The organism is uncultured Hyphomicrobium sp. (genome assembly GCF_902826555.1).
Lineage (GTDB): Bacteria > Pseudomonadota > Alphaproteobacteria > Rhizobiales > Hyphomicrobiaceae > Hyphomicrobium_C.
Map to the genome: position 1 here is coordinate 39,657 of NZ_CADEFI010000019.1, position 19,560 is coordinate 59,216.

Below are 19,560 nucleotides of genomic sequence, written 5' to 3' on the forward strand. Positions count from 1 at the left end.
GGGCTGAACCTGGGGCTGCATCTGCGGCGGCATCGGCTGCTGCTGCAGGTGGGCGAACTGCTCGCGCAATGAGCGCAACGGATGGAGCGCCGGGTTGCCACCAAGGGCCCCTCCCACGACCTCCTGGTCCATGCCATGCTCGAGGCACTCGTGGGCCAGATCGTGGGCGTATTTCACCAGCGCCTCGTGGGTCGCGGCATGGAAGGCCTCGATGAAGGCGGCGCGCGCGCGGCTACCGGCCACGAAGCCTTCGTTTCCGTAGAGCTCGATGGTGTACTCGGATCCCGAAAGGCGCGTCGCGCCGAGGATCAGATTGCGGACAGCTCGCAGCTCCCGCTCGAACTCGAAGGCCAGATCTCTCTTCATGGCCATGAAAACCGAAAGCTTGCCCATCTCGAAGCACCCCTTTGAACCATCCCGATTCGCTTGAGTTCGAGGCTCGTTCCATTCGCTTTATAAAAGGTTAATTCGAGTACCGATTTATAACATCGGCTCCGTTATTTTTTTCCTGCAATATCATATGTTTGATGTACTTCATTGTAATGTTGACGACGTTATCGTCATGCCAATCGCGGCGTGGGCCTCTCAGGTCCACCACGCCATCAGATCGCGGATGATTTCGCGGGCCGCATTGTGGCCCGGCACACCGGTCACGCCACCGCCGGGATGTGCGCCCGCCGCGCAGAGGTAGAGACCGGAGAGCGGCATGCGGTAGTCCGCGTGGCCGAGCACGGGGCGCAAGGAGAAGAGCTGATCGAGCGACAGGGCGCCGTGGAAAATATCGCCGTCGATCATGCCGAAGCGCTTTTCGAGGTCGAGCGGGGAAAGGATCTGCCGGGCGAGGACCGAGGCTTTGAAGTTCGGCGCGTGACGGGTCACGGTGTCGACGACGAGATCGGCGAAGGCCTCCTTCTCTCGCGGGTCGGACCAGGAGCGCGGCGCGGGGAGATGAGGGGCGACGTGTTGTACGAACAGGCTCGCCACGTGGCGGCCCGGCGGGGCCAGCGTATCGTCGAGCGTCGAAGGGATCAGGATCTCGACGACCGGCTCCTTCGACCATCCGCCGCCGCGTGCATCCAGCCAGGCGCGCTCGAGGTAGTCGAGCGTGGGGCCGATGACGACGCCGGACGCGAGATGCTGCGTGCCATGCTCGGAATTGGGCCGGCAGGTGAAATCCGGAAGCTCCGACAAGGCGACGTTCATGCGGAAGGTGCCGGAGCCGGATTTCAGGTTGGCTAGGCGCGTCTGCAGCGCCGGTGCAACGACGCCTTCGGGGAGCATGCGGGAGAAGAGCAGCTTCGGCGCAACAGCGGCGGCGACGGCGCGGGCCTCGACCTTTTCGCCGCTCGCAAGCACGACACCCGCCGCGCGGCCTTTTTCGACCATGATCTCGCGCACCGCCGCGTCGGTGCGGATATCGGCGCCCTTCTCGCCCGCGGCCTTGGCGATGGCGGCACTGATGGCGCCCATGCCGCCAACCGCGTGCCCCCAGATGCCGGCTTTGCCGTTCACCTCGCCGAAGCAGTGGTGAAGGAGCACGTAAGCCGTGCCCGGCGTCGAGGGCGCGGCATAGGTGCCGACGATGCCGTCGAACGCGAACGCAGCCTTCACGGTCTCGTTCTCGAACCAGCGGGCGAGAAAATCGGACGCGCTTTCGGTGAAGAGGCCGGCGAGGTCGCGCTGCGTCTCGAGCGGCAGGCCCAGGATCGATCGCGACAGACGGGCGCCCTTCCACAACTCGCGCAGCCCGCCCCCGGCGTTGGGCGGCGTTTCGAGCACGAGCCGTTTGAGAACGGACGCCGCGCGACCGAGTGCGGCGTCGTATTCGGGAAGGCGGGCGGCATCGCGCTCCGAGAAGGCGGCGATGGCCTTCTGGCGGGCCGCCAAGCCATAGGGCATGAGGAGCGCACGGCGCTCATCGACGGGCCAGAAGTTGGCGACGGGGCGTTCGACGATCCTCAAGCCATGACGGGCGAGATCGAGATCGCGGATGACCTTCGGATTGAGCAGGCTCACGGTGTAGGCGGCGACCGAGTTCCTGAAGCCGGGATGGAACTCCTCGGTGAAGGCCGCGCCGCCGACATGGGCATTCTTCTCGAGCACCACGACCTTCAGGCCGGCCGCGCCAAGATAAGCCGCGGCGGTTAGGCCGTTGTGGCCACCGCCTATGATCGCGACATCGTACACGTCGACCGTCCTCTCGCTCTCTTCGCCGCGAGAGGACTAACCGGGCTCAGCCCCAGGTGCAAACGGACTTGTGGCAGCGCTTGCGAACGCCGCTGATGGTGCAGCTCGACGCCTGGAAGCGGCAGACGCGGCAACTGTAGGATGACAAGCATCCGCGATAGCTGCCGCCCCGGCCGAAGTTGCACGTCCTGATGGTCTGGCAGTCGCGGCCGGGGTTGATGACCCCGCCCGGGCCCTCCTGGGCAAAGGTGGCGCCGGCGGACAGCGCGGCGGCAGTGAGGAGCAGCGTCAGACCCGCGACGCCGATCATGGCTTTGCGCAAAGTGGTCATGGCCTCGGCCTCGTGGCTTGATCCACGGCAGCGATCTTCTGCCCGTTTTCAGAGACTGGCAAGCGGTGAGCGTTGGGTGTTCCGGCACGCATGGCCCACGACGGACGGCCCCGGCGCAACAGCGCTGCTCCGGGCTTCAGGACTTCGAGAGGCGGGGCGATGCAGGCTCCGCATTTTAATTTAGAGAGCGGTTCCGGCACCGCCCCGCGCAGGATTTTTGGCAACTCTGCACTTACCCGTTTCCGGTGCCGGGGCCTTGCGGCGCATGGCGGCCGAGCTCACCTCGAACGCGAGGTTCCATCCATGCTTGCGCATGGCCTACTGACGCGCTGTCTGCACGAAGGCTGCGTCGCCGACGGCCGACCTGCTCCCGCCTGCCGACACCAGCGACGCCTCGCGAATGCGGCTCTCGTGCCAGGCGGGATGCGGAAAGGATAGAGGAGATGCGAGAGGCGGGGATAAGGTGGGAGGCGGCGAGATCCGATTTTGGCCCGGCGGACCTCGACCAGACTAAAGATCAAGGTGTTGGAAGATTGATCGACGCCGTTTCTTTTATCGCAACCCATAAAAGTCGGCCGGTCGAAAATTCTGTCGAGCGCGCTCGAAATCCCGTGGCCAGAATCTGAATCTCCATTGGCATACTCGTATGGATGCGGGACGGGCGCCAACCGCAGTTTTGCGTGCGCCATACACCGGCCTCGGTGTCAAATTCCCCGCTTGCTGTCTCTGTCTTTAGTTGATTTTCAAGCGCTCGCACACGCGCCTCAAGCGCCTGAAACTCCTTTAATGTCGGAACCTCAACTCCGTTGCTCAATACCTCTGGCATGTGTGACCTCAATTATATGACTGCTGAACATTGGCAGACCGATACTGCTACTGCGCGCTTGGAAAAGGAAGTGGGATAAGATTGGGTGCGATGGCGATGGTGAGCGCCGCGGCCGCTCCTGGCCCCTAGCGTGGAATCGGAACGGGGCGCTTTAGCGAAGCGCCCCGTTTGAATTTCAGATCGTGCCAGTTGACCTACTCAGCGGCGAGCTTCTTGCCGGGCTTAACGAGCGTCTTGCCGTAGCGGATATCGATCGCTCGTGCCGCGACCTCACCAGCGGTAGCGAAGGCTTCCGAGGATGGTGCGTCCCTGATCCTCGTAGCAGTAGTCGTTCGAGCAGGTGTCGACCAAGTTGTCGAACACGTTGCTGACATTGACCTGTAGGCGCGCGCCCGCGAACTGAGCGTCCAGGCCCGCCAGATCGTAGTGAACGGCAGCATCGACGATGCCGCGCGCGTCATTCTTGAACGTGTTGCGGTCGTTGCCGAAGCTGGTGCCCGTGTAGCGCACGCCCGAGCCGAAGCCCAATCCGCGCAACGCGCCTTCGCCGATCGTGTAGTCGCCCCAGATGGAGAACATATGCCGCGGCGTGCTGGTGAGCGTGTTGCCTGCCGCCGGGTTGCCGTCCTCGTCGAAGCCGTCGACGATCTCCATGTCAACATAAGTGTAAGACGCCTGCAGGCTCAGCCCGTTGGTGAGGGTCGTGATGCCCTCGATCTCGAAGCCGCGCGAGCGCAACTTGCCACGCTGAATATTGCCGAGCCCGCTCGGCGCGGAAACGACACCGCCGTCCTGCTCGATATCGAACAGCGCGGCGTTGAGCGTGGCGTTGTAGCCCGGCACGAGATACTTGAAGCCGACCTCGGTCGATTCCGCGGTCGTGGGGTCGAAAACCTTGCCGGTGTCCACATCCCTGCCCGTGTTGGGAATGAACGAGGTGCCCCAGGCGATGTAGGGGGCGAGGCCGCTATCGAAGAGATAGGTGAGGCCGGCGCGGCCGGACCACGCCTCGTCGTTGCCGGTTTCGGACGTGCCGCCGGTCTCCTCGGTTTCCGTATCCACCCAATCATGACGGCCGCTCAGGGTGAGCACCCATCTGTCGAGCTTGACCTGATCCTGGAGATAGGCCCCGACCTGAAGCTGGTCCTGTTGCGTGACAAAGCTGATCGGCGGCACCGGAATGTGCACCTGACCGTAATTGAAATTGGTCAGCGGCGGCGTGCTCAGGTCATCCGAAGAGCCGTAGCCTTCCTTGTAGGTGATGAAGCCGATGTCGACGCCTGCCAGAACAGTGTGCCCCAACGCGCCCGTGGTGAACTTTGCCTCGACCTGATTGTCCATGTTGAGTGCGTGAAAGCTGCTCGCGACAGAGCCCGCCGTGCGCGAAAAGACGTCCGGCGCGATCTCTTCATAGAGATCGATATACGCCGACTCTTCGCTCAGGTGCTCATAGCGCGCTTTCTGCCGTACGGTGACGCCCGTCGCGACCCGGCGCTCGAACTCGTAGCCGACGCGCTCCTGGGTTTGGTCGTAGAATTCGAACCCCGGGTCGCCGGACCAGATGTTCGTGCGGCGCGGATGGTCGGGATCGCTGCGGTCCATGAACCATGCGGTGTTGGAGCCGATCTTGAGGTCCATGTATTCACCGAAGACGGTGAGCCTGGTGTCCGGGTCGATCTTGAACGTGAATGCGGGCGCCAGATAGACGCGATCGTCGGGGATGCCCGGATACTGCGTGTCGCTGTCGCGCACGACGCCCGTAAAGCGGTAGAGAACGCTGTCGTTGAAGCCGGCCGGGCCAGAGAAGTCGAAGTTGCCCTGGAAGCGATCGTGATTGCCCATCACGTATTCGACTTCGTTGAACGGCGTCTCCGTCGGCCGTTTGGTGTACATGTCGATGATGCCGCCGGCGTTGCTGGAGCCGTAGAGCGCCCCGGACGGTCCACGCAGCGCCGTCACGCTGTCGAGCCCGTAGATTTCCGTCTTAAACTGGCCGAAGCCGCTGTTGAGCTGACGCAGTCCGTCGCGATAGAGACCCGTGTTGGTGGCATCGAAGCCGCGAATGTAGAAGCTGTCGAAGCGCGGATCGAAGCCGGACTGGTTGATGCGCACGCCCGGCACGTAGGCGAGCGAGTCGCCGAGGCTCAGAGGCTTGCGGTCCTCGAGCTGCTGGCGGGTGACGGTCGAGATCGACTGCGGCACTTCCTGAAGCGGAGTGTTGGTCTTGGTGCCGACCGTACCTTCGTTCACGACATAGCCATTGACCGCGCCGGGCGGCGTGCTGGCGCCGTCTGCCGGTTTTGGCGGCGCGGATTCCGATTGGGCCGCCTTCGGCTCCGAGGTCGACGGCTTGGCCTTGGCCTTCTGCGCAGCCTTCTGCTTTTTCGCAGCGGTGGCCGTCACGTCGAGGGGCGGCAACGAGGTCGCCGTGCCGTCCGTTTTGGCCGGTGCGTCGGCGGGGGCAGCTTCTTGCGCGTGGGTTGTGGCCGATGCGGCGGTCAGCGCGACGACCGACGCCGCAAGCGCGTGCGAAACAACACGAATATCCATAATACCTCAGCCAGCGGATGGTTTCGGGCTGGCTTGCCTCACCGCTGCGCCGGGCGGATCGGCTGGCTACTCCCCACGTCCGGACTTGACCCTACGTATATTGATTTTGCAAGTCGACTTTTGGCAGAACTCCTCGGGTGTTGCATGGATGCTTCACGCGCATAAGGGCGAGCTCCTCGAACATCCGTTCGCGGCCAAAAAAGAAAAGGGGCGCCTCGGTGAAGCGCCCCATTCCCATGTCCCGGGTCTCGATCGCGTGGGCCGCTATTCCGCGGCGAGCTTTTTGTCGGGCTGCACGAGCGCCATGTAGTCGTTGAGCAGCGTTTCCGAGATCTGGCCGGGCTTGAACCTGAAGTCGCCGATCTCGGACACGGGCGTCACCTCGGCGGCGGTGCCGGTGATGAAGCACTCCGAGAAGGAGCCGAGCTCGTCCGGCAGAACCGCGCGCTCGCGCACCTCGAAGCCGCGCTTCTTCGCAAGGGCAATGACGGTGCGGCGCGTGATGCCATCCAGGAAGCAGTCCGCCTCGGGCGTATGGATCACGCCATCCTTGATGAAGAAGACGTTGGCTCCCGTGCACTCGGCGACGCGTCCGCGGTAGTCGACCATCAGGGCGTCGGCGTAGCCGGCGCGCTCGGCGCGGTGCTTCTCGACGGTGCAGATCATGTAGAGGCCGGCAGCCTTGGCCTTGGTCGGCGCCGTGGCCGGATCCGGGCGGCGATATTTGGCGAAGTCGATGCGAATGCCCTTGAGGCGCTGCTCCATCGGGAAATAGGAGCCCCAGTCCCAGGCGGCGATGGCCAGGTGAATCTTGGTCTTCTGGGCGGAGACACCCATCTGCTCGCTGCCGCGCCAGGCGATGGGGCGGACGTAGCAATCCGTCAGTTTGTTGGCGGCAACCGTGTCGCGGCAGGCCTGATTGATCTCGGCCACGCTCTGGGTGATCTCGAACTCGAGAATGCGCGCGCTCTCGATCAGGCGCTCGGAATGCTCGGTCAGCTTGAAGATCTCGCCGCCATAGGCGCGCTCGCCCTCGAACACCGCGCTGCCGTAGTGGAGCGCATGCGTCAGGATATGAATGTTCGCCTCGCGCCAGGGGACGAGCTTGCCGTCCAGCCAGATAAAACCGTCGCGATCGTGGTAGGGAACGATCTCAGCCATGATGACGTCCTATTCGGCTCCGTATCTCAGGCTCCGCGAGAGGGAGCCCCCTGGCCCGCACGGCTCCTTCACACCCGATGCCGGGGTGAAAAACGGAGCCTTGCACTCCGTGCCAGCGTCCTCACCCGGTGTCTACGGGTGTATGAAAATGACTTGCCAGGAGTATCAATGGCCTTCAAATATGTCAACATGGCTGACATAACTCGCGATCCCTCCCCGGCCCGGCGCAACGCCCGCCCTCAACGCGAGGGGGGCGGGGAGGACGGCACGCAAGCCACGGAGCCGACCGATCTCATTACACATGTCGAGCTCCTCTTCTTCGCCTATCGCGACTTCACGGGCGACCCGGATGCGGTGCTGGCCCAATACGGGTTCGGGCGGGCGCACCATCGCGTCCTGCATTTCGTGCATCGCAACCCCGGCCTCAGAGTTGCCAACCTTCTCGAGATCCTGAAAATCACCAAGCAGTCGCTGGCACGCGTGCTGAAGCAGCTCATCGGCGAGGGCTTCGTCACGCAGCGCGCCGGGGCGGAAGACCGGCGCGAGCGATTGCTGTACGCTACGGTCAAGGGCACGCGGCTCGCCGAGCGTCTCACGGATCTGCAGGTGCGCCGCGTGGAAGCGGCCCTCAAGGCGGCAGGTCCCGAAGCCGAGGCGGCAACGAAGCGATTTCTGCTTGCCATGATCTCCGAAGACGACCGTCCGCAAGTGGAAGCGCTGGTTCGCATGCTGCTCCCCGCGAACACGATCAACGAGGAGGAGGACCGTTCATGACCTCGTTATCCGGCCAACGGGCCGAGCCCCTGCCCGACGATGCTCCGCATGTGCTGATCGTCGACGACGACCACAAGATCCGGGATCTGCTGGCGCGCTACCTCTATTCTCAGGGCTTCCGGGTGACGACGGCGGCCGACGCCGAGATGGCGCAAGCTTCGCTCCGAGGGCTCGACTTCGACATCGTGCTGCTCGACGTGATGATGCCGGGCATCAGCGGGCTCGAGCTTGCGCGCTTGATCAAGCGCGAACGCGACATCCCGATCTGCATGCTGACAGCGAGGGCGGAGCCGGAGCAGCGGATCGAAGGCCTCGAAGTGGGCGTCGACGACTATGTGCCGAAGCCGTTCGAGCCGCGCGAACTCCTCCTCAGGCTGCGCAACATCCTGAGGCGCGGCCAGATCACGCAACCTTCGACCCCGGCTCCGGCCGACGAAGTGCGCATGGGCACGCTCGTCTTCCACATCGCGCGCGGGGAACTCCGCCGCAACAACGAGACCATCAAGCTCACCGAGCGCGAGCGCGATCTCCTGCGCCAGTTCGCCCAGAAGCCCGGCGTGCCGATCCAGAGACATGAGCTCGCCACCGAAGATACGACCGGCAACGACCGTGCGATCGACGTACAGATCAATCGTCTGCGCCGCAAAATAGAAAACGATCCCTCCAACCCGGTCTATCTGCAGACCGTGCGCGGCAAGGGTTACATCCTGTACGCGGACTAGCGTGGATCTTCTCGGCCCATTCACGACTGCCTCGGACCGCGCCGGAAAGGCCTTCCGGTCGCTGGTGGAGATATCGGGTCCAGCCGTCGCCCAGCTCAAGACCTGGCACAAGAGCTTCATGGGGCTGCTTGCCGAGTCGATGCCGAAGGGCCTCTACGCGCGCGCGCTCATCATCATCATCGCTCCCATCGTCGTGCTCGAAGGCGTGATCGCCTTCGTGTTCATGGAACGGCACTGGCAGAACGTGACGCGGCGCCTCTCGGAAACCACGGCGCGCGACATCGCGGCGCTGATCGACTTCTACGACGGCGCGAAGCCGGAAAAGTACGACGAGATCATTCGCGTCGCCCGCGAACGGCTGAACCTGTCGATGCAGATCCTGCCGCCGGGCGATCTGCCCGAGGCCCGGCAGAAACCGTTCTTCGACCTTCTGGACCGGGCGCTTTCGCGCGAGATCTCGCGCCAGGTGAAGCGTCCGTTCTGGATCGATACCGTCGGGCAATCGCGGCACGTGGAAATCCGTGTCCAGCATGCCGACTCGATCCTGCGATTCTTGGCCGTGAGGACGCAGACCTACGCCTCGAACTCGCACATTTTCCTGCTCTGGATGGTGGGATCGAGCGTGATCCTACTCACGGTCGCCATCATGTTCCTGCGCAACCAGATCCGCCCGATCCTGAGGCTCGCCGAAGCCGTGGACGCCTTCGGTAAGGGGCGCCCCGTTCCGGACGATTTCGAAGTGCGAGGCGCGCGCGAGGTGCGGCAAGCGTCCGTCGCCTTCATCGAGATGCGCAATCGCATCCGCCAGCACGTGGAGCAGCGGACGACGATGCTCGCCGGCGTCAGCCACGACCTTCGCACCGTGCTGACGCGATTCAAGCTCGAGCTCGCTTTCATGGGCGAAGGCCCGGACGTGCAATCGCTGAAGGCCGACGTCGACGAGATGCAGCATATGCTGGAGGACTATCTGGCATTCGCGCGCGGCGACGGCGGCGAGGAGGCGAAGATGACCAACCTCACGGAGCTGCTCGAAGAGGTGCACGAGGAAAGCGAAGTTTACGGCACCTCGATCGAGCTCAAGCTTCGGCGGCGGCGCGGCGACATCGTGCTTCCGTTGAAACGGCAGGCCTTCAAGCGCGCGATCACCAACCTGGTTTCAAACGCCGTGCGGTATGGCGACCAGATCGTGATCCGCGCGGCGACGGAGGGGCAGTGGCTGCGCGTCGAGGTGGACGACAACGGGCCGGGCATTCCCGCCTCCGAGCGCGCCAACGTGTTCAAGCCCTTCTATCGCATCGACCGCTCGCGCAATCAGGACGACGGCAACAGCGGCCTCGGGCTCGCCATCGCGCGCGACATCGCCAAGAGCCATGGCGGCGACATCACGCTCGGCGAAAGCTCGATGGGCGGGCTGCGCGCCATCATCTCGGTGCCGCTCTAGCCGGATTTGCAGGCGATGGATCAGGAAGAAATCTTTCTTCGTCTCGCCGTCGCCCTCGCCATCGGGCTGCTGGTCGGTCTCGAGCGCGGCTGGCAGACACGCGAGGAGAGCGATCACCAGCGTGCGGCCGGGTTGCGCACCTTCGCGCTGACGGGCCTGCTCGGCGGTATTTGCGGGCTCCTGTCGCTTGCCAGCTCGCCGGTCGTGCTCGCGGCCGGACTGCTTGCCTTCACCGGCTCACTAGCCTGGTTCAGCCACCTCGAAGCCACCGAGGAGAAGAACTTCAGCGTCACCGGCGTCGTGGCGGGAATTCTCACGTTCGCACTCGGTGCCTATGCGGTGCTCGGCAACGAGAGCGTCGCCGTGGCTGCCGCTGTGGCCATGGCCATCCTGCTGGCCTTGCGCGACCGGCTGCACGACTGGGTGCGAAACCTGACCTGGCCGGAGTTGCGCAGCGCCCTGATGCTGCTCGCCATGACGTTCCTACTGCTCCCGGTTCTTCCCAATCGGCCCATCGATCCCTGGAACGTCCTCAATCCAGCTGAAATCTGGCTGTTTGCCATCTTGATCGCGGCGATCTCCTTTGCCGGCTACATCGCCGTGCGCGTGTTCGGCGACCGGAACGGCATCGCGGTCGCGTCGATTGCGGGAGGCTTGGCCTCGTCGACCGCGGTCACGATCTCCTTTGCCCGTCTTGCGCGCGAGCATCCGGAAAGCACGCGGCTGCTCGCCGGTGGCATTCTGCTCGCGGGCGCGACCATGCTGGGACGCATCGTCGTGCTGGCGGGATTGCTCAAACCCAGCCTCGTCGGCCCGCTGCTGTGGCCTGCGCTCGCCGCCAGCGCGGTCCTTCTCGGCTCTGCCGGGGTGCTGCTCTGGCGCGGGTCTACGACCGCCACGCAGCAATCGGATCTCAAGATCAGAAATCCGTTCGATCTCGGCACGGTGCTGAAGCTCGCGGGCCTTATCGCCGTCATTCTGCTCTTCGCCAAGGGCATGGCGGAGCGTGCCGGAACGGCTGGACTCTATCTGCTCGCGGCCGTCTCGGGCGTTGCGGACGTGGATGCGCTCACGCTTTCCATGACCCGCTTCGCCGGCAACGAGGTCACGCTCTCCGCGGCGGCAAACGCGATCCTGGTTGCGGCCGGCGTCAACACGCTCTCCAAGGCCGCCATGGCCGGCGCCGTCGGCGGCTCGCGCCTCGGCAGGCTGGTGGGCGGCGTCAGCGCGGCGACGATCGCGGCGCTCGGCATCGTCGCGCTGGTGGCCAGCTAGAGCGTCGCGATGCGGGGCTCCACGGCTCGGCCCGCCAGGCTGGCATGGGCGTGAACGAAGCCAGCAATCCGCTGATCGGCCTAGGTATTTCTGCGCATGCCCGCTCACGCGATGGTGAGTTACGTTATATCCCTCAAATGGCGTAACGTTATTTCATGCGTCCCTTCGGGGGCATCCATTTGCAGAGGAGGGGTCCGACATGACCTCGTACACCGCGGCATTGGCCTCGATCGCAGCGCTCGCGCTCGGCTTCTCTCATTCGGCGCAGGCTGCAGAGACGATCTCGCAGCAAACACCGTCCGCCGACGCCTGCACCAAGACTGTCGGCGCCATGGGCGCCGTCATGAGCCACACCTCGGAAGTGGCTCCCGACGGCCGCCCGGTCTTCCGTTTCCTGCTGAGGACGAACGGCCTCGACTACGATGCGATCTGCGATGCGTCGTCTGGCGTGGTCAAAGACGTGACGCCGCGGATCACGCACTGATCTCAAGAAAAATCCAAGTGATCACAACGGGTTATCTGCAGGGATGGCCCGTTTTTCGTTGTCGCGCACACGGCTACACAAGTGCGTGACTGGGAAAAATGCCGCGTTGCACGACATGTTACAGTATAGCATAACCGTAGGTGAAAGGGTGATGCCGTACTTGCAACGGCGTCGATACCCGATCAGCCGGGCAAGCGAACCGCCATTTGCCGGTCCGGCCGACGCGAAGACCTCCGATACGCGACCCGACAAGCTCTCCTCCTTGCTTGTCCGGTCGAGGCGGTTCTTCCGTCAAAGGATCCGATCGCCGGAGCCTTCGGGCTCATTCGGATCCAAAGCATGAGGTCACGTGGCCGCGGGCGTGGGCGTTCTGACACGCCATGATCATTTCGCCAGCTCGCGGCTGCGCCCCTCGCCCGCCAGGACGGCTTTCCGCAACAGATCCTCGAGGCCGCCGTCGGCCATCAGCACGGACAGCGCCGCCGCCGTGGTGCCGCCCGGCGACGTCACGTTCTGGCGCAGGACCGCGGCATCGATCCCCGACTGGGCGAGCAGCTCGCCCGAGCCCGAAACCGTCGCACGCGCCAAGCGCTTCGCCAGATCCGCGTCGAGACCCGCGGCACCAGCGGCCTTTTCCAGCGCCTCGGCGAGCAGGAACACATAGGCTGGTCCCGAGCCTGAAACGGCCGTCACGGCATCCATCATGGCTTCGTTCTCGACCCACGCGACCTCGCCGACCGCGGCCATCAGCGCTTCGCAGAGCTGGCGCTGCGCGGGCGTCACACGGGCGTTGGCCACGCAAACCGTGATACCGCGGCCGATGGCGGCCGGCGTGTTGGGCATGGCGCGCACGACGGCGGCGCCTTTCCCCAGGTGGGCTTCGAAACTCGCCAGCGTGCGGCCTGCGGCGATGGAGACGACGAGCGTGCCCGGGCCGGCTAACTTGGCCGCGGGCGGAAAGACCGCGTCCATCACCTGCGGCTTGACGGCGGCGATGATGACGCCCGGCGGCTCCGAAAGAGCGTCGATGCGCGGCTCGGCGGCGAGCCCGTGTCCGGCGAGAAGGGCCGCAACATCGGCCGGCGGGGCGGGATCCTGGACGCGGACCCGGCGCGGGTCGAGACCTCGCGCAATGAGGCCTTCGAGCAGCGCGCCGCCCATCTTGCCTGCTCCTACGAGAAGAAGCGGCCCATCGAATTGAAATGCCATCTCGATACCCGACCATCTGCGAGGCCGCTGGGTCCTCGCACAGACTGGCTCGGAGCTAGGGCTCGTCTCAGGCTTGGCCCTCGGTCTGGAACATGGTCGACACGAGAGCTTCCCGGCTCTCCTTACCCGCCCAAACGACGAACTGGAAGGCCTGATAGTAGCGTTCGCAGGCTTCCAAAGCGGCTTTCAGGATGGCCTCGCACTGGCCAGGCGTCACCACGGCGCCATTCAGCAGCAGGGCGTGGCGGAACATGACCAGGCCCTCCTGGGTCCAAAGGTCGAAATGGCCCAGCCAGAGCTGCTCGTTGATCTGCGCGATCAGGCGGTACATCTCGTTGAGACGTGTCTCCGGCACCCGGAAATCGAACGCGCAGGCAAGGTGCAGCGCCTCCAGGTCATCGCGCCAGTTGAGCGAAACGTGATAGTCGGTCCAGTTGCCGCCAACGACCAGCGTCAGCTCGTCGTCGCCCATACGATCGGTTGCCCAGTCGTAGGTGGCAGCAAGCTGCTCCACCAGATCGATCGGGTGGATAATGCGCCCGTGTCCCTTTTCCGACGATGCCATTCTGGCTCCTTGAAACCCGGCGACCTCGTTTCACCGGCACCCACTCTTTAGCTGCCGACTGCATGTCCGGTCCATGACGGGATTGGGGCGAAACGCGACTTGTCCCTAAGCTTTTGCTTTAAGCGCCGCGACGAAAACAGAGGGGCGCGCGAGTCGCAACACGGCGACGCTCTTGTCCACGAGCAAAGTGGCCGCGCGCGCGCAAATGCGACGCAAACGCAGCAGTTCTGCATCTCTTTGCGGGCAAACGGGGGATGAGCGTTACGCGGATGTGGAAATGGCGCGCCTGCACTCGACAGACGCGCCGAATTCAGAACGCGCACACGCGTTGCGTCAGCGGCCCTGCGTCTCGAGTGCGGCGAGGCGCGCCTCGAGCGCGACGACCAGGCCAGCCAAGCGCTCGTTCTCGGCACGCGCCTTCTCGGCCATCGCCTTCACCACCTCAAACTCCTCGCGCTTCACCACGTCCATGCCGGCGAGCATCTTCTCGGCCTGGGCGCGCATCAGTCCTTCGGCTTCCTGGCGAAGTCCCTGCGCGGCGCCGGCCGCGTCGGTCATCAACTTGGCGACCTCGTCCAGCAGGCGGTTCGACGTCTGTGTCATCGGCGTTCCTCTTGCTGCCCCGTGCGAGGCATCTACGACATTTTGGGCAAACTCGGCCGCTCGCCGTCTTCACACGGCATTGGGGGCCAGCCGCCTTGTCACGTGACGGGACTATGGTGGCTCGGCGCTCGACGTTCAAGCGGGGTATGGCTTGACTCGTCCCTTGAGACCCGGCAGCGTCCGCCGCGAATTGGGCCGTGTCCGCTGCCTATTGCCTCGCTGACCTCATATCCAGGCATACCATGAACCTGCTCGCCATTCCGTTCCCGGACTTCGATCCGGTCGCCCTCTCCGTCGGGCCGCTTTCGATCAAATGGTATGGGCTCTCGTACCTCGCCGGACTGATCATCGGCTGGGTCTATATCCGCCGGCTGCTCGGCACGCCGGAGCTCTGGCGCAACCAGACGGCGCCGTTCGGGCTGGCAAAGGTGGACGACCTGCTGCTCTACGTGACGCTCGGCGTCGTGCTCGGGGGGCGGCTCGGCTACGTCTTCCTCTACGAGCCCAGCGCCTACCTTGCGGCTCCCAGCGATATCCTCGCGGTCTGGAAAGGCGGCATGAGCTTCCATGGCGCATTCGTGGGCAGCGCGTTCGCGATCTGGCTCTTCGCGCGGCGCAACGGCGTCTCCATGCTGTCGACGACGGACCTGTGCACGGCGGCGGTGCCGATCGGGCTCTTCTTCGGACGGCTCGCGAATTTCATCAACGGCGAGCTGTTCGGCCGCGTCACCGACGTGCCGTGGGCGATGGTGTTCCCGCATGCCGCGCTGATGTATCCGGATGTCGAGCCCGCGACGCGGCATCCGAGCCAGCTCTATGAAGCGGCGCTCGAGGGGCTGGTGCTGTTCGTCATCCTGCGCCTCATGACGCACGTCTTCGGCGCGCTCAAGTCGCCGGGCCTCGTGACGGGCGCGTTCCTCGTCGGCTACGCATTCGCGCGCGGGTTCTCGGAAATCTACCGCGAGCCGCATGCGGTGCACTTCCTCAACATCGGGCCCTTCACCGCGGGACAGGTCTACTGCCTGCCGATGCTGGCGCTCGGGCTCTACTTCATCTGGCGCGCGCGCCAAGAGGCCAATCCCGCCACACGATGACCGATACGCCGCTGGCCCTGAAGCTCAAGGAGCGCATCCGGCAAGACGGGCCGATCAGCGTCGCGGACTATATGCACATGTGCCTTCTCGATCCCGAGCATGGCTACTACCGGCGGCAACCGGCCATCGGCGCGGCCGGCGATTTCATCACCGCGCCCGAGATCAGCCAGGCGTTCGGCGAGCTGATCGGGCTCTGGTGCGCCGTCGTCTGGCAGCAGATGGGATCGCCGCGACGGCTCACCCTCGTCGAGCTGGGGCCGGGGCGCGGCACGCTAATGCGGGACGCGCTGCGCGCGGCGCGCGTCGTGCCCGGATTTCGCGAGGCGCTAGTGGTGCGCCTCGTCGACATCAACGCGACGTTGCGCAAGGTTCAGGAGGCGACCCTCGCAGACGCCGGCGTGCCGGTGCATTTCCATGTGTCTGCGTCCGAGATCACATCCTTCGCCAAAGGGCCGACGATCGTGGTTGCCAACGAATTCCTCGATACACTGCCCATCGCGCAGTTCGTGTTCGCGGGCGGGCGGTGGCGCGCGCGCTGCGTTGACCTCGGCGAGGGCGACGACCGCCTCTGCTTCAAGACCGACATGGCAAGCCGCGCCGAGACCGTGCCGTTGCCGAAGGACATCGAGCCGCGCGAGGGCGATGTGCTCGAAATGTGCGGCGATCATGCTGTCTTCGCACATGTCCTGCGAACGTGGGCCAACGCCCCGCTCGCGGCGCTGTTCATCGACTACGGGCACGCCACGACGGGCTTTGGCGATACGCTGCAGGGTGTCGCCGGTCAGGCTCACGTCTCGCCCTTTCACGCGCCGGGGGAGACCGATCTCTCCGCCCAGGTGGACTTCCAGCGTTTTGGTGACGCTTGCCGCGGCGCCGGTCTCGCGACGGACGGCCCCGTTCCGCAGGCCGGGCTGCTCGGCCGGCTCGGCATCGTCGAGCGGGCGTCTCGGCTGATGAGCGCGAACCCCGCGCGGGCTGGCGAGATCGAGGCTGGCGTCCTGCGCCTCATCGCCCCGACCGGCATGGGCTCGCGCTTCCTTGCCCTCGGCGTGCGCTCGGAAGGCGTTGCGCCGCTGCCGGGTTTCGACCGATAAGATCCTCGACCGTTGCGAACCGAGCCAAAGCGAGCCCCATGCTGAGCCCCCTACAGGCGGATAGCCTGTCCATCCTTCCCGGTATCCGCCACGGCTTCTTTACGCGCCAAGGTGGTGCGTCGCGCGGGCTCTATGCGAGCCTCAATTGCGGAGCGGGGTCCAAGGACGACCCTGTGGCCGTGATCGAGAACAGGGCGCGCGTGGCCGAGCACCTGGGCAGCTTCTCGGATGACGTGCAGACCATTTACCAAATCCACAGTGCCACCGCGCATGCCGTCGACCGGCTCGTGCCCCGCGAATCCCTGGCCCAGGGCGATGGGCTCGTGACCCGGACGCGTGGGCTCGTGCTCGGGATCCTGACGGCCGATTGCGCCCCCGTGCTGTTCGCGGATGCGGACGCCGGCGTGGTGGGGGCCGCACATGCCGGATGGCGGGGTGCGCTCGGCGGCGTGTTGGAGGCAACGGTGGCCGCCATGGAGGGCCTCGGCGCTGACAGAACTCGGATTTTTGCGGCGCTCGGCCCATCGATCGGGCCCCAGTCCTATGAGGTGGGGCCGGAGTTCGTGGCCGCGTTCGAGGACGCGGACCGGGACAATGGCCGCTTCTTTACCATCCCCAAGGGACGCAAGACGCCCCATTTCGATCTGCCGGCCTACGTCATGGGGCGGCTCGCCAAGCTCGGCCTGCGCCATACCGAGCGGCAGGCGCCGTGCACCTATGAGAACGAATCGATGTTCTTCAGTTTTCGGCGAGCAACGCATCGAAAAGAGCCCGACTACGGGCGCCAAATCTCCGCCATTGTTGTGGCCTAACTGCAAAATCCACAGCTAGGTTGTGGATGTTGCGGATAGAATTAGCCACGTCACGGTTTTCACCTCGATTCCGTCTGGACGCATGGCGGGCGTCTAGCTACAGGACTCGAATGTGTACCGGCAGCGTTTTTCTGAGGGATGGCCGCAAAGTCAGTACGCCGGCCGCCGGGGAACAGCGGATCATTCATAGGGGGACGTCATCGTGACGACCATTGATGCTGCTGCGGCATGGCGTGGAAACAAGTCGGTCGTGTTCGCAGTTCTCGCGGCTTGCATGGGTCTTGGCCTCGGTGGATGCGAGACGGGTGCCAACCTTTTCGCGAACAACGCGACCGATCCAACGGCCGTCTCGGTTGCCGGACAGCCTGCCGCGACTAACGGACAGCTCGCCAAGATCGCCATCGCGCCTGTGATCGGTGCGCCGGAGGCTGTCGCCAAGCAGCTCGAGACGCAGCTTGCCAGCGCGATCGAGGCACAGAGGATCTCTGTCGCCAAGGATCCCAACGCCAAGGCCGAGTTCACGCTGAGAGGCTACGTCGTCTCCGCGCGCGAGAAGGGCCGCACGAAGGTCTCCTACATCTGGGACGTCACCGATCCGGCCGGCAAGCGAGTCAATCGCATCACCGGCGAGGAGGTGCTGACGGGCGCACAGTCTAAGGACCCATGGGCGTCGGTCACGCCGCAGGTCGTGAACACCATCTCCAGCAAGACGGCCGGCTCGCTCGTCACGTGGCTGCCCACGCAGAGCGCGGCTGCCGTGGCCATGAGCACACCGCCGCCCACGGGAAGCACGTCGGCGCCTCCCGCGGCACCGATGGCCTACTCGCCGTCCGCCGCCTCGACGCCCGCCGCGCCTTCCGCCGCCGGAGGTCCTTCGACCACAGGCAGCATAGAGCGTACCGGTGCGGTGACGGCCATCGTCCCGAGCGTAACGGGTGCGCCCGGTGACGGCAGCGTGGCGCTGACCAGCGCTATCCAGCGTGAGTTGACGCGGAGCGGCGTTGCGCTGACCGAGAGCGCCAGCGCTCAGACCTACAAGGTCGAGGGCAAGGTGGTTGTCGGCCAGGGCGCCAACGGCAAGCAGCCGATCCAGATCGACTGGGACGTGAAGGATCCGCAGGGCAAGAAGCTCGGCACGGTCTCGCAGAAGAACGAGATCCCGCAAGGCTCGCTCGACGGCGCCTGGGGCAAGACGGCCGACGCGGCAGCTTCCGCTGCAGCGCAGGGCATCGTCAAACTCCTGCCGAAGGTCAACTGATCCATGTCCCGGCCGACCCGCTTCATGGGTGTCGGCGGCCACACCGGATCAGAGTCTGCTAAGCAAGCCGGGCCCGGGTGGTTTACACACCCGGGCCCGCGCGTTAGAAGGCGCGTCATCGAACTGTCGCATGAGGAGCGTCCATGCCATTCGATGCGCGTGGAGAGAGTGGCAGGGGCGGCCAGACCATGAAGATTGTTGCCGGAAACAGCAACCGGCCGCTGGCTGATGCTATTGCCAAATACCTGAAGCTCGCGCCGGCGAAATCCCAGGTAAAGCGTTTCGCGGACATGGAAGTGTTCGTCGAGATCCAGGAAAACGTGCGCGGCCAGGATGCCTTCATCATCCAGTCGACGTCGTTCCCGGCCAACGACAACCTGATGGAACTCCTGATCCTCATCGATGCGATGAAGCGCTCGTCGGCGCGTCGCATCACGGCTGTCATTCCCTACTTCGGCTATGCGCGGCAGGACCGGAAACCCGGACCGCGCACGCCCATCTCGGCGAAGCTCGTCGCCAACCTCATCGAGCGCGCCGGCGCCGACCGCGTGCTGACGGTCGATCTGCACGCGGGGCAGATCCAGGGCTTCTTCGACATCCCGACCGACAACCTGTTCGCGGCCCCCGTGATGGTGCGCGACATCGAGGAGAAGTACGGCACCGACAATCTGGTGGTGGTGTCGCCGGACGTCGGCGGCGTGGTGCGCGCGCGCGCGCTGGCCAAGCGCATCGACGTGCCGATCGCCATCTGCGACAAGCGCCGCGAGCGGCCGGGCGAGTCCGAGGTGATGAACGTCATCGGCGACGTGGACGGCAAGCGCTGCATCCTGATCGACGATATCGTCGACAGCGGCGGAACGGTCGTGAACGCAGCCGACGCGCTGCTCGGCAAGGGCGCAACCGAGGTGATGTGCTACGTCACGCACGGCGTGCTGTCGGGCGGGGCGGTGTCGCGCATCCAGAACTCGCGCCTCAAGCATCTCGTCATCACGGATTCGATCCTGCCGACGGCGGCCGTCGAAGCGGCGAAGAACATCCGGGTGCTGTCCATTGCGCCGCTGCTCGGCGAGGCCATCCTGCGCACCTCGCGCGAGGAAAGCGTGTCGAGCCTGTTCTACTGAGGCTGCGCCGCCTCATGTTTAGCTGGCAGGCCTGATCACATCCTTGTCCACCC

General features: G+C 65.0%; 19 protein-coding genes. 10 read left to right on the forward strand and 9 right to left on the reverse strand.

The window, feature by feature from the left end:
- From QZV93_RS10020 to QZV93_RS10045, 6 genes are all read right to left on the reverse strand, one after another.
- A partial coding sequence (locus tag QZV93_RS10020) for a hypothetical protein (RefSeq protein WP_295558058.1) occupies nt 1-393 on the reverse strand: 393 nt, incomplete at its 3' end.
- 192 nt (nt 394-585) lie between these two features.
- Nucleotides 586-2,187, reverse strand: coding sequence for an NAD(P)/FAD-dependent oxidoreductase (locus QZV93_RS10025; protein WP_295558060.1), 1,602 nt, complete (start codon nt 2,185-2,187; stop codon nt 586-588).
- Nucleotides 2,188-2,233: 46 nt separating this feature from the next.
- Complete coding sequence (locus tag QZV93_RS10030; protein ID WP_295558062.1) at nt 2,234-2,518, reverse strand: hypothetical protein; 285 nt, start codon at nt 2,516-2,518, stop codon at nt 2,234-2,236.
- 517 nt (nt 2,519-3,035) lie between these two features.
- Nucleotides 3,036-3,344, reverse strand: coding sequence for a hypothetical protein (locus QZV93_RS10035; RefSeq protein ID WP_295558064.1), 309 nt, complete (start codon nt 3,342-3,344; stop codon nt 3,036-3,038).
- A 270-nt stretch (nt 3,345-3,614) separates the two neighbouring features.
- Nucleotides 3,615-5,894: a TonB-dependent siderophore receptor gene (locus tag QZV93_RS10040; RefSeq protein ID WP_295558066.1), complete on the reverse strand. Its 2,280-nt coding sequence runs from the start codon at nt 5,892-5,894 to the stop codon at nt 3,615-3,617.
- A gap of 264 nt (nt 5,895-6,158) precedes the next feature.
- Nucleotides 6,159-7,055: a branched-chain amino acid aminotransferase gene (locus tag QZV93_RS10045; RefSeq protein ID WP_295558068.1), complete on the reverse strand. Its 897-nt coding sequence runs from the start codon at nt 7,053-7,055 to the stop codon at nt 6,159-6,161.
- A gap of 168 nt (nt 7,056-7,223) precedes the next feature.
- On the opposite strand from QZV93_RS10045, the gene QZV93_RS10050 reads away from it, so the two are divergent.
- From QZV93_RS10050 to QZV93_RS10070, 5 genes are all read left to right on the forward strand, one after another.
- Nucleotides 7,224-7,829, forward strand: coding sequence for a MarR family transcriptional regulator (locus tag QZV93_RS10050; protein WP_295558070.1), 606 nt, complete (start codon nt 7,224-7,226; stop codon nt 7,827-7,829).
- Complete coding sequence (locus QZV93_RS10055) at nt 7,826-8,551, forward strand: response regulator transcription factor (protein WP_295558071.1); 726 nt, start codon at nt 7,826-7,828, stop codon at nt 8,549-8,551. The genes QZV93_RS10050 and QZV93_RS10055 overlap by 4 nt, the downstream gene beginning before the upstream one ends.
- A gap of 1 nt (nt 8,552) precedes the next feature.
- Nucleotides 8,553-9,992, forward strand: coding sequence for an ATP-binding protein (locus QZV93_RS10060; RefSeq protein ID WP_295558072.1), 1,440 nt, complete (start codon nt 8,553-8,555; stop codon nt 9,990-9,992).
- A 15-nt stretch (nt 9,993-10,007) separates the two neighbouring features.
- Complete coding sequence (locus QZV93_RS10065) at nt 10,008-11,267, forward strand: MgtC/SapB family protein (RefSeq protein WP_295558073.1); 1,260 nt, start codon at nt 10,008-10,010, stop codon at nt 11,265-11,267.
- A 199-nt stretch (nt 11,268-11,466) separates the two neighbouring features.
- Entirely contained in the window at nt 11,467-11,751 is a 285-nt protein-coding gene (locus QZV93_RS10070; RefSeq protein ID WP_295558075.1) for a hypothetical protein, read from the forward strand.
- 384 nt (nt 11,752-12,135) lie between these two features.
- Here the strand turns inward: QZV93_RS10070 and proC are convergent, their stop codons facing one another.
- From proC to QZV93_RS10085, 3 genes are all read right to left on the reverse strand, one after another.
- Nucleotides 12,136-12,960, reverse strand: coding sequence for a pyrroline-5-carboxylate reductase (gene proC, locus QZV93_RS10075; protein ID WP_295558076.1), 825 nt, complete (start codon nt 12,958-12,960; stop codon nt 12,136-12,138).
- A 67-nt stretch (nt 12,961-13,027) separates the two neighbouring features.
- Nucleotides 13,028-13,525, reverse strand: a complete 498-nt coding sequence (locus QZV93_RS10080; protein ID WP_295558077.1) for a YbjN domain-containing protein — start codon at nt 13,523-13,525, stop codon at nt 13,028-13,030.
- A gap of 333 nt (nt 13,526-13,858) precedes the next feature.
- A complete protein-coding gene (locus QZV93_RS10085) occupies nt 13,859-14,128 on the reverse strand; it encodes an accessory factor UbiK family protein (protein WP_295558079.1) in 270 nt (89 codons plus the stop codon).
- 242 nt (nt 14,129-14,370) lie between these two features.
- Between QZV93_RS10085 and lgt the strand changes: the two genes are divergently transcribed.
- The 5 genes from lgt (at nt 14,371) to QZV93_RS10110 (ending at nt 19,507) form a co-directional block, all read left to right on the forward strand.
- Nucleotides 14,371-15,222: a prolipoprotein diacylglyceryl transferase gene (gene lgt / locus QZV93_RS10090; protein WP_295558080.1), complete on the forward strand. Its 852-nt coding sequence runs from the start codon at nt 14,371-14,373 to the stop codon at nt 15,220-15,222.
- On the forward strand, nt 15,219-16,316 hold the full coding sequence (locus tag QZV93_RS10095) for an SAM-dependent methyltransferase (RefSeq protein WP_295558081.1): 1,098 nt from the start codon (nt 15,219-15,221) through the stop codon (nt 16,314-16,316). Before lgt ends, QZV93_RS10095 begins: the two co-directional genes overlap by 4 nt.
- Before the next feature lie 38 nt (nt 16,317-16,354).
- Entirely contained in the window at nt 16,355-17,128 is a 774-nt protein-coding gene (gene pgeF / locus QZV93_RS10100) for a peptidoglycan editing factor PgeF (RefSeq protein ID WP_295558083.1), read from the forward strand.
- Nucleotides 17,129-17,330: 202 nt separating this feature from the next.
- Complete coding sequence (locus QZV93_RS10105; protein WP_295558085.1) at nt 17,331-18,386, forward strand: hypothetical protein; 1,056 nt, start codon at nt 17,331-17,333, stop codon at nt 18,384-18,386.
- Between the two features lie 188 nt (nt 18,387-18,574).
- Complete coding sequence (locus QZV93_RS10110; RefSeq protein ID WP_295558087.1) at nt 18,575-19,507, forward strand: ribose-phosphate pyrophosphokinase; 933 nt, start codon at nt 18,575-18,577, stop codon at nt 19,505-19,507.
- Nucleotides 19,508-19,560 lie beyond the last annotated feature (53 nt).

Excerpts from the sequence above, each read along its gene's own strand:
- QZV93_RS10030 (WP_295558062.1), bottom strand. The coding sequence starts at position 2,518 with ATGACCACTTTGCGCAAAGCCATGATCGGCGTCGCGGGTCTGACGCTG.
- QZV93_RS10035 (WP_295558064.1), bottom strand. The coding sequence starts at position 3,344 with ATGCCAGAGGTATTGAGCAACGGAGTTGAGGTTCCGACATTAAAGGAG.
- QZV93_RS10040 (WP_295558066.1), bottom strand. The coding sequence starts at position 5,894 with ATGGATATTCGTGTTGTTTCGCACGCGCTTGCGGCGTCGGTCGTCGCG.
- QZV93_RS10045 (WP_295558068.1), bottom strand. The coding sequence starts at position 7,055 with ATGGCTGAGATCGTTCCCTACCACGATCGCGACGGTTTTATCTGGCTG.
- QZV93_RS10050 (WP_295558070.1), top strand. The coding sequence starts at position 7,224 with ATGGCCTTCAAATATGTCAACATGGCTGACATAACTCGCGATCCCTCC.
- QZV93_RS10055 (WP_295558071.1), top strand. The coding sequence starts at position 7,826 with ATGACCTCGTTATCCGGCCAACGGGCCGAGCCCCTGCCCGACGATGCT.
- QZV93_RS10065 (WP_295558073.1), top strand. The coding sequence starts at position 10,008 with ATGGATCAGGAAGAAATCTTTCTTCGTCTCGCCGTCGCCCTCGCCATC.
- QZV93_RS10070 (WP_295558075.1), top strand. The coding sequence starts at position 11,467 with ATGACCTCGTACACCGCGGCATTGGCCTCGATCGCAGCGCTCGCGCTC.
- proC (WP_295558076.1), bottom strand. The coding sequence starts at position 12,960 with ATGGCATTTCAATTCGATGGGCCGCTTCTTCTCGTAGGAGCAGGCAAG.
- QZV93_RS10080 (WP_295558077.1), bottom strand. The coding sequence starts at position 13,525 with ATGGCATCGTCGGAAAAGGGACACGGGCGCATTATCCACCCGATCGAT.
- QZV93_RS10085 (WP_295558079.1), bottom strand. The coding sequence starts at position 14,128 with ATGACACAGACGTCGAACCGCCTGCTGGACGAGGTCGCCAAGTTGATG.
- lgt (WP_295558080.1), top strand. The coding sequence starts at position 14,371 with ATGAACCTGCTCGCCATTCCGTTCCCGGACTTCGATCCGGTCGCCCTC.
- QZV93_RS10095 (WP_295558081.1), top strand. The coding sequence starts at position 15,219 with ATGACCGATACGCCGCTGGCCCTGAAGCTCAAGGAGCGCATCCGGCAA.
- pgeF (WP_295558083.1), top strand. The coding sequence starts at position 16,355 with ATGCTGAGCCCCCTACAGGCGGATAGCCTGTCCATCCTTCCCGGTATC.
- QZV93_RS10110 (WP_295558087.1), top strand. The coding sequence starts at position 18,575 with ATGAAGATTGTTGCCGGAAACAGCAACCGGCCGCTGGCTGATGCTATT.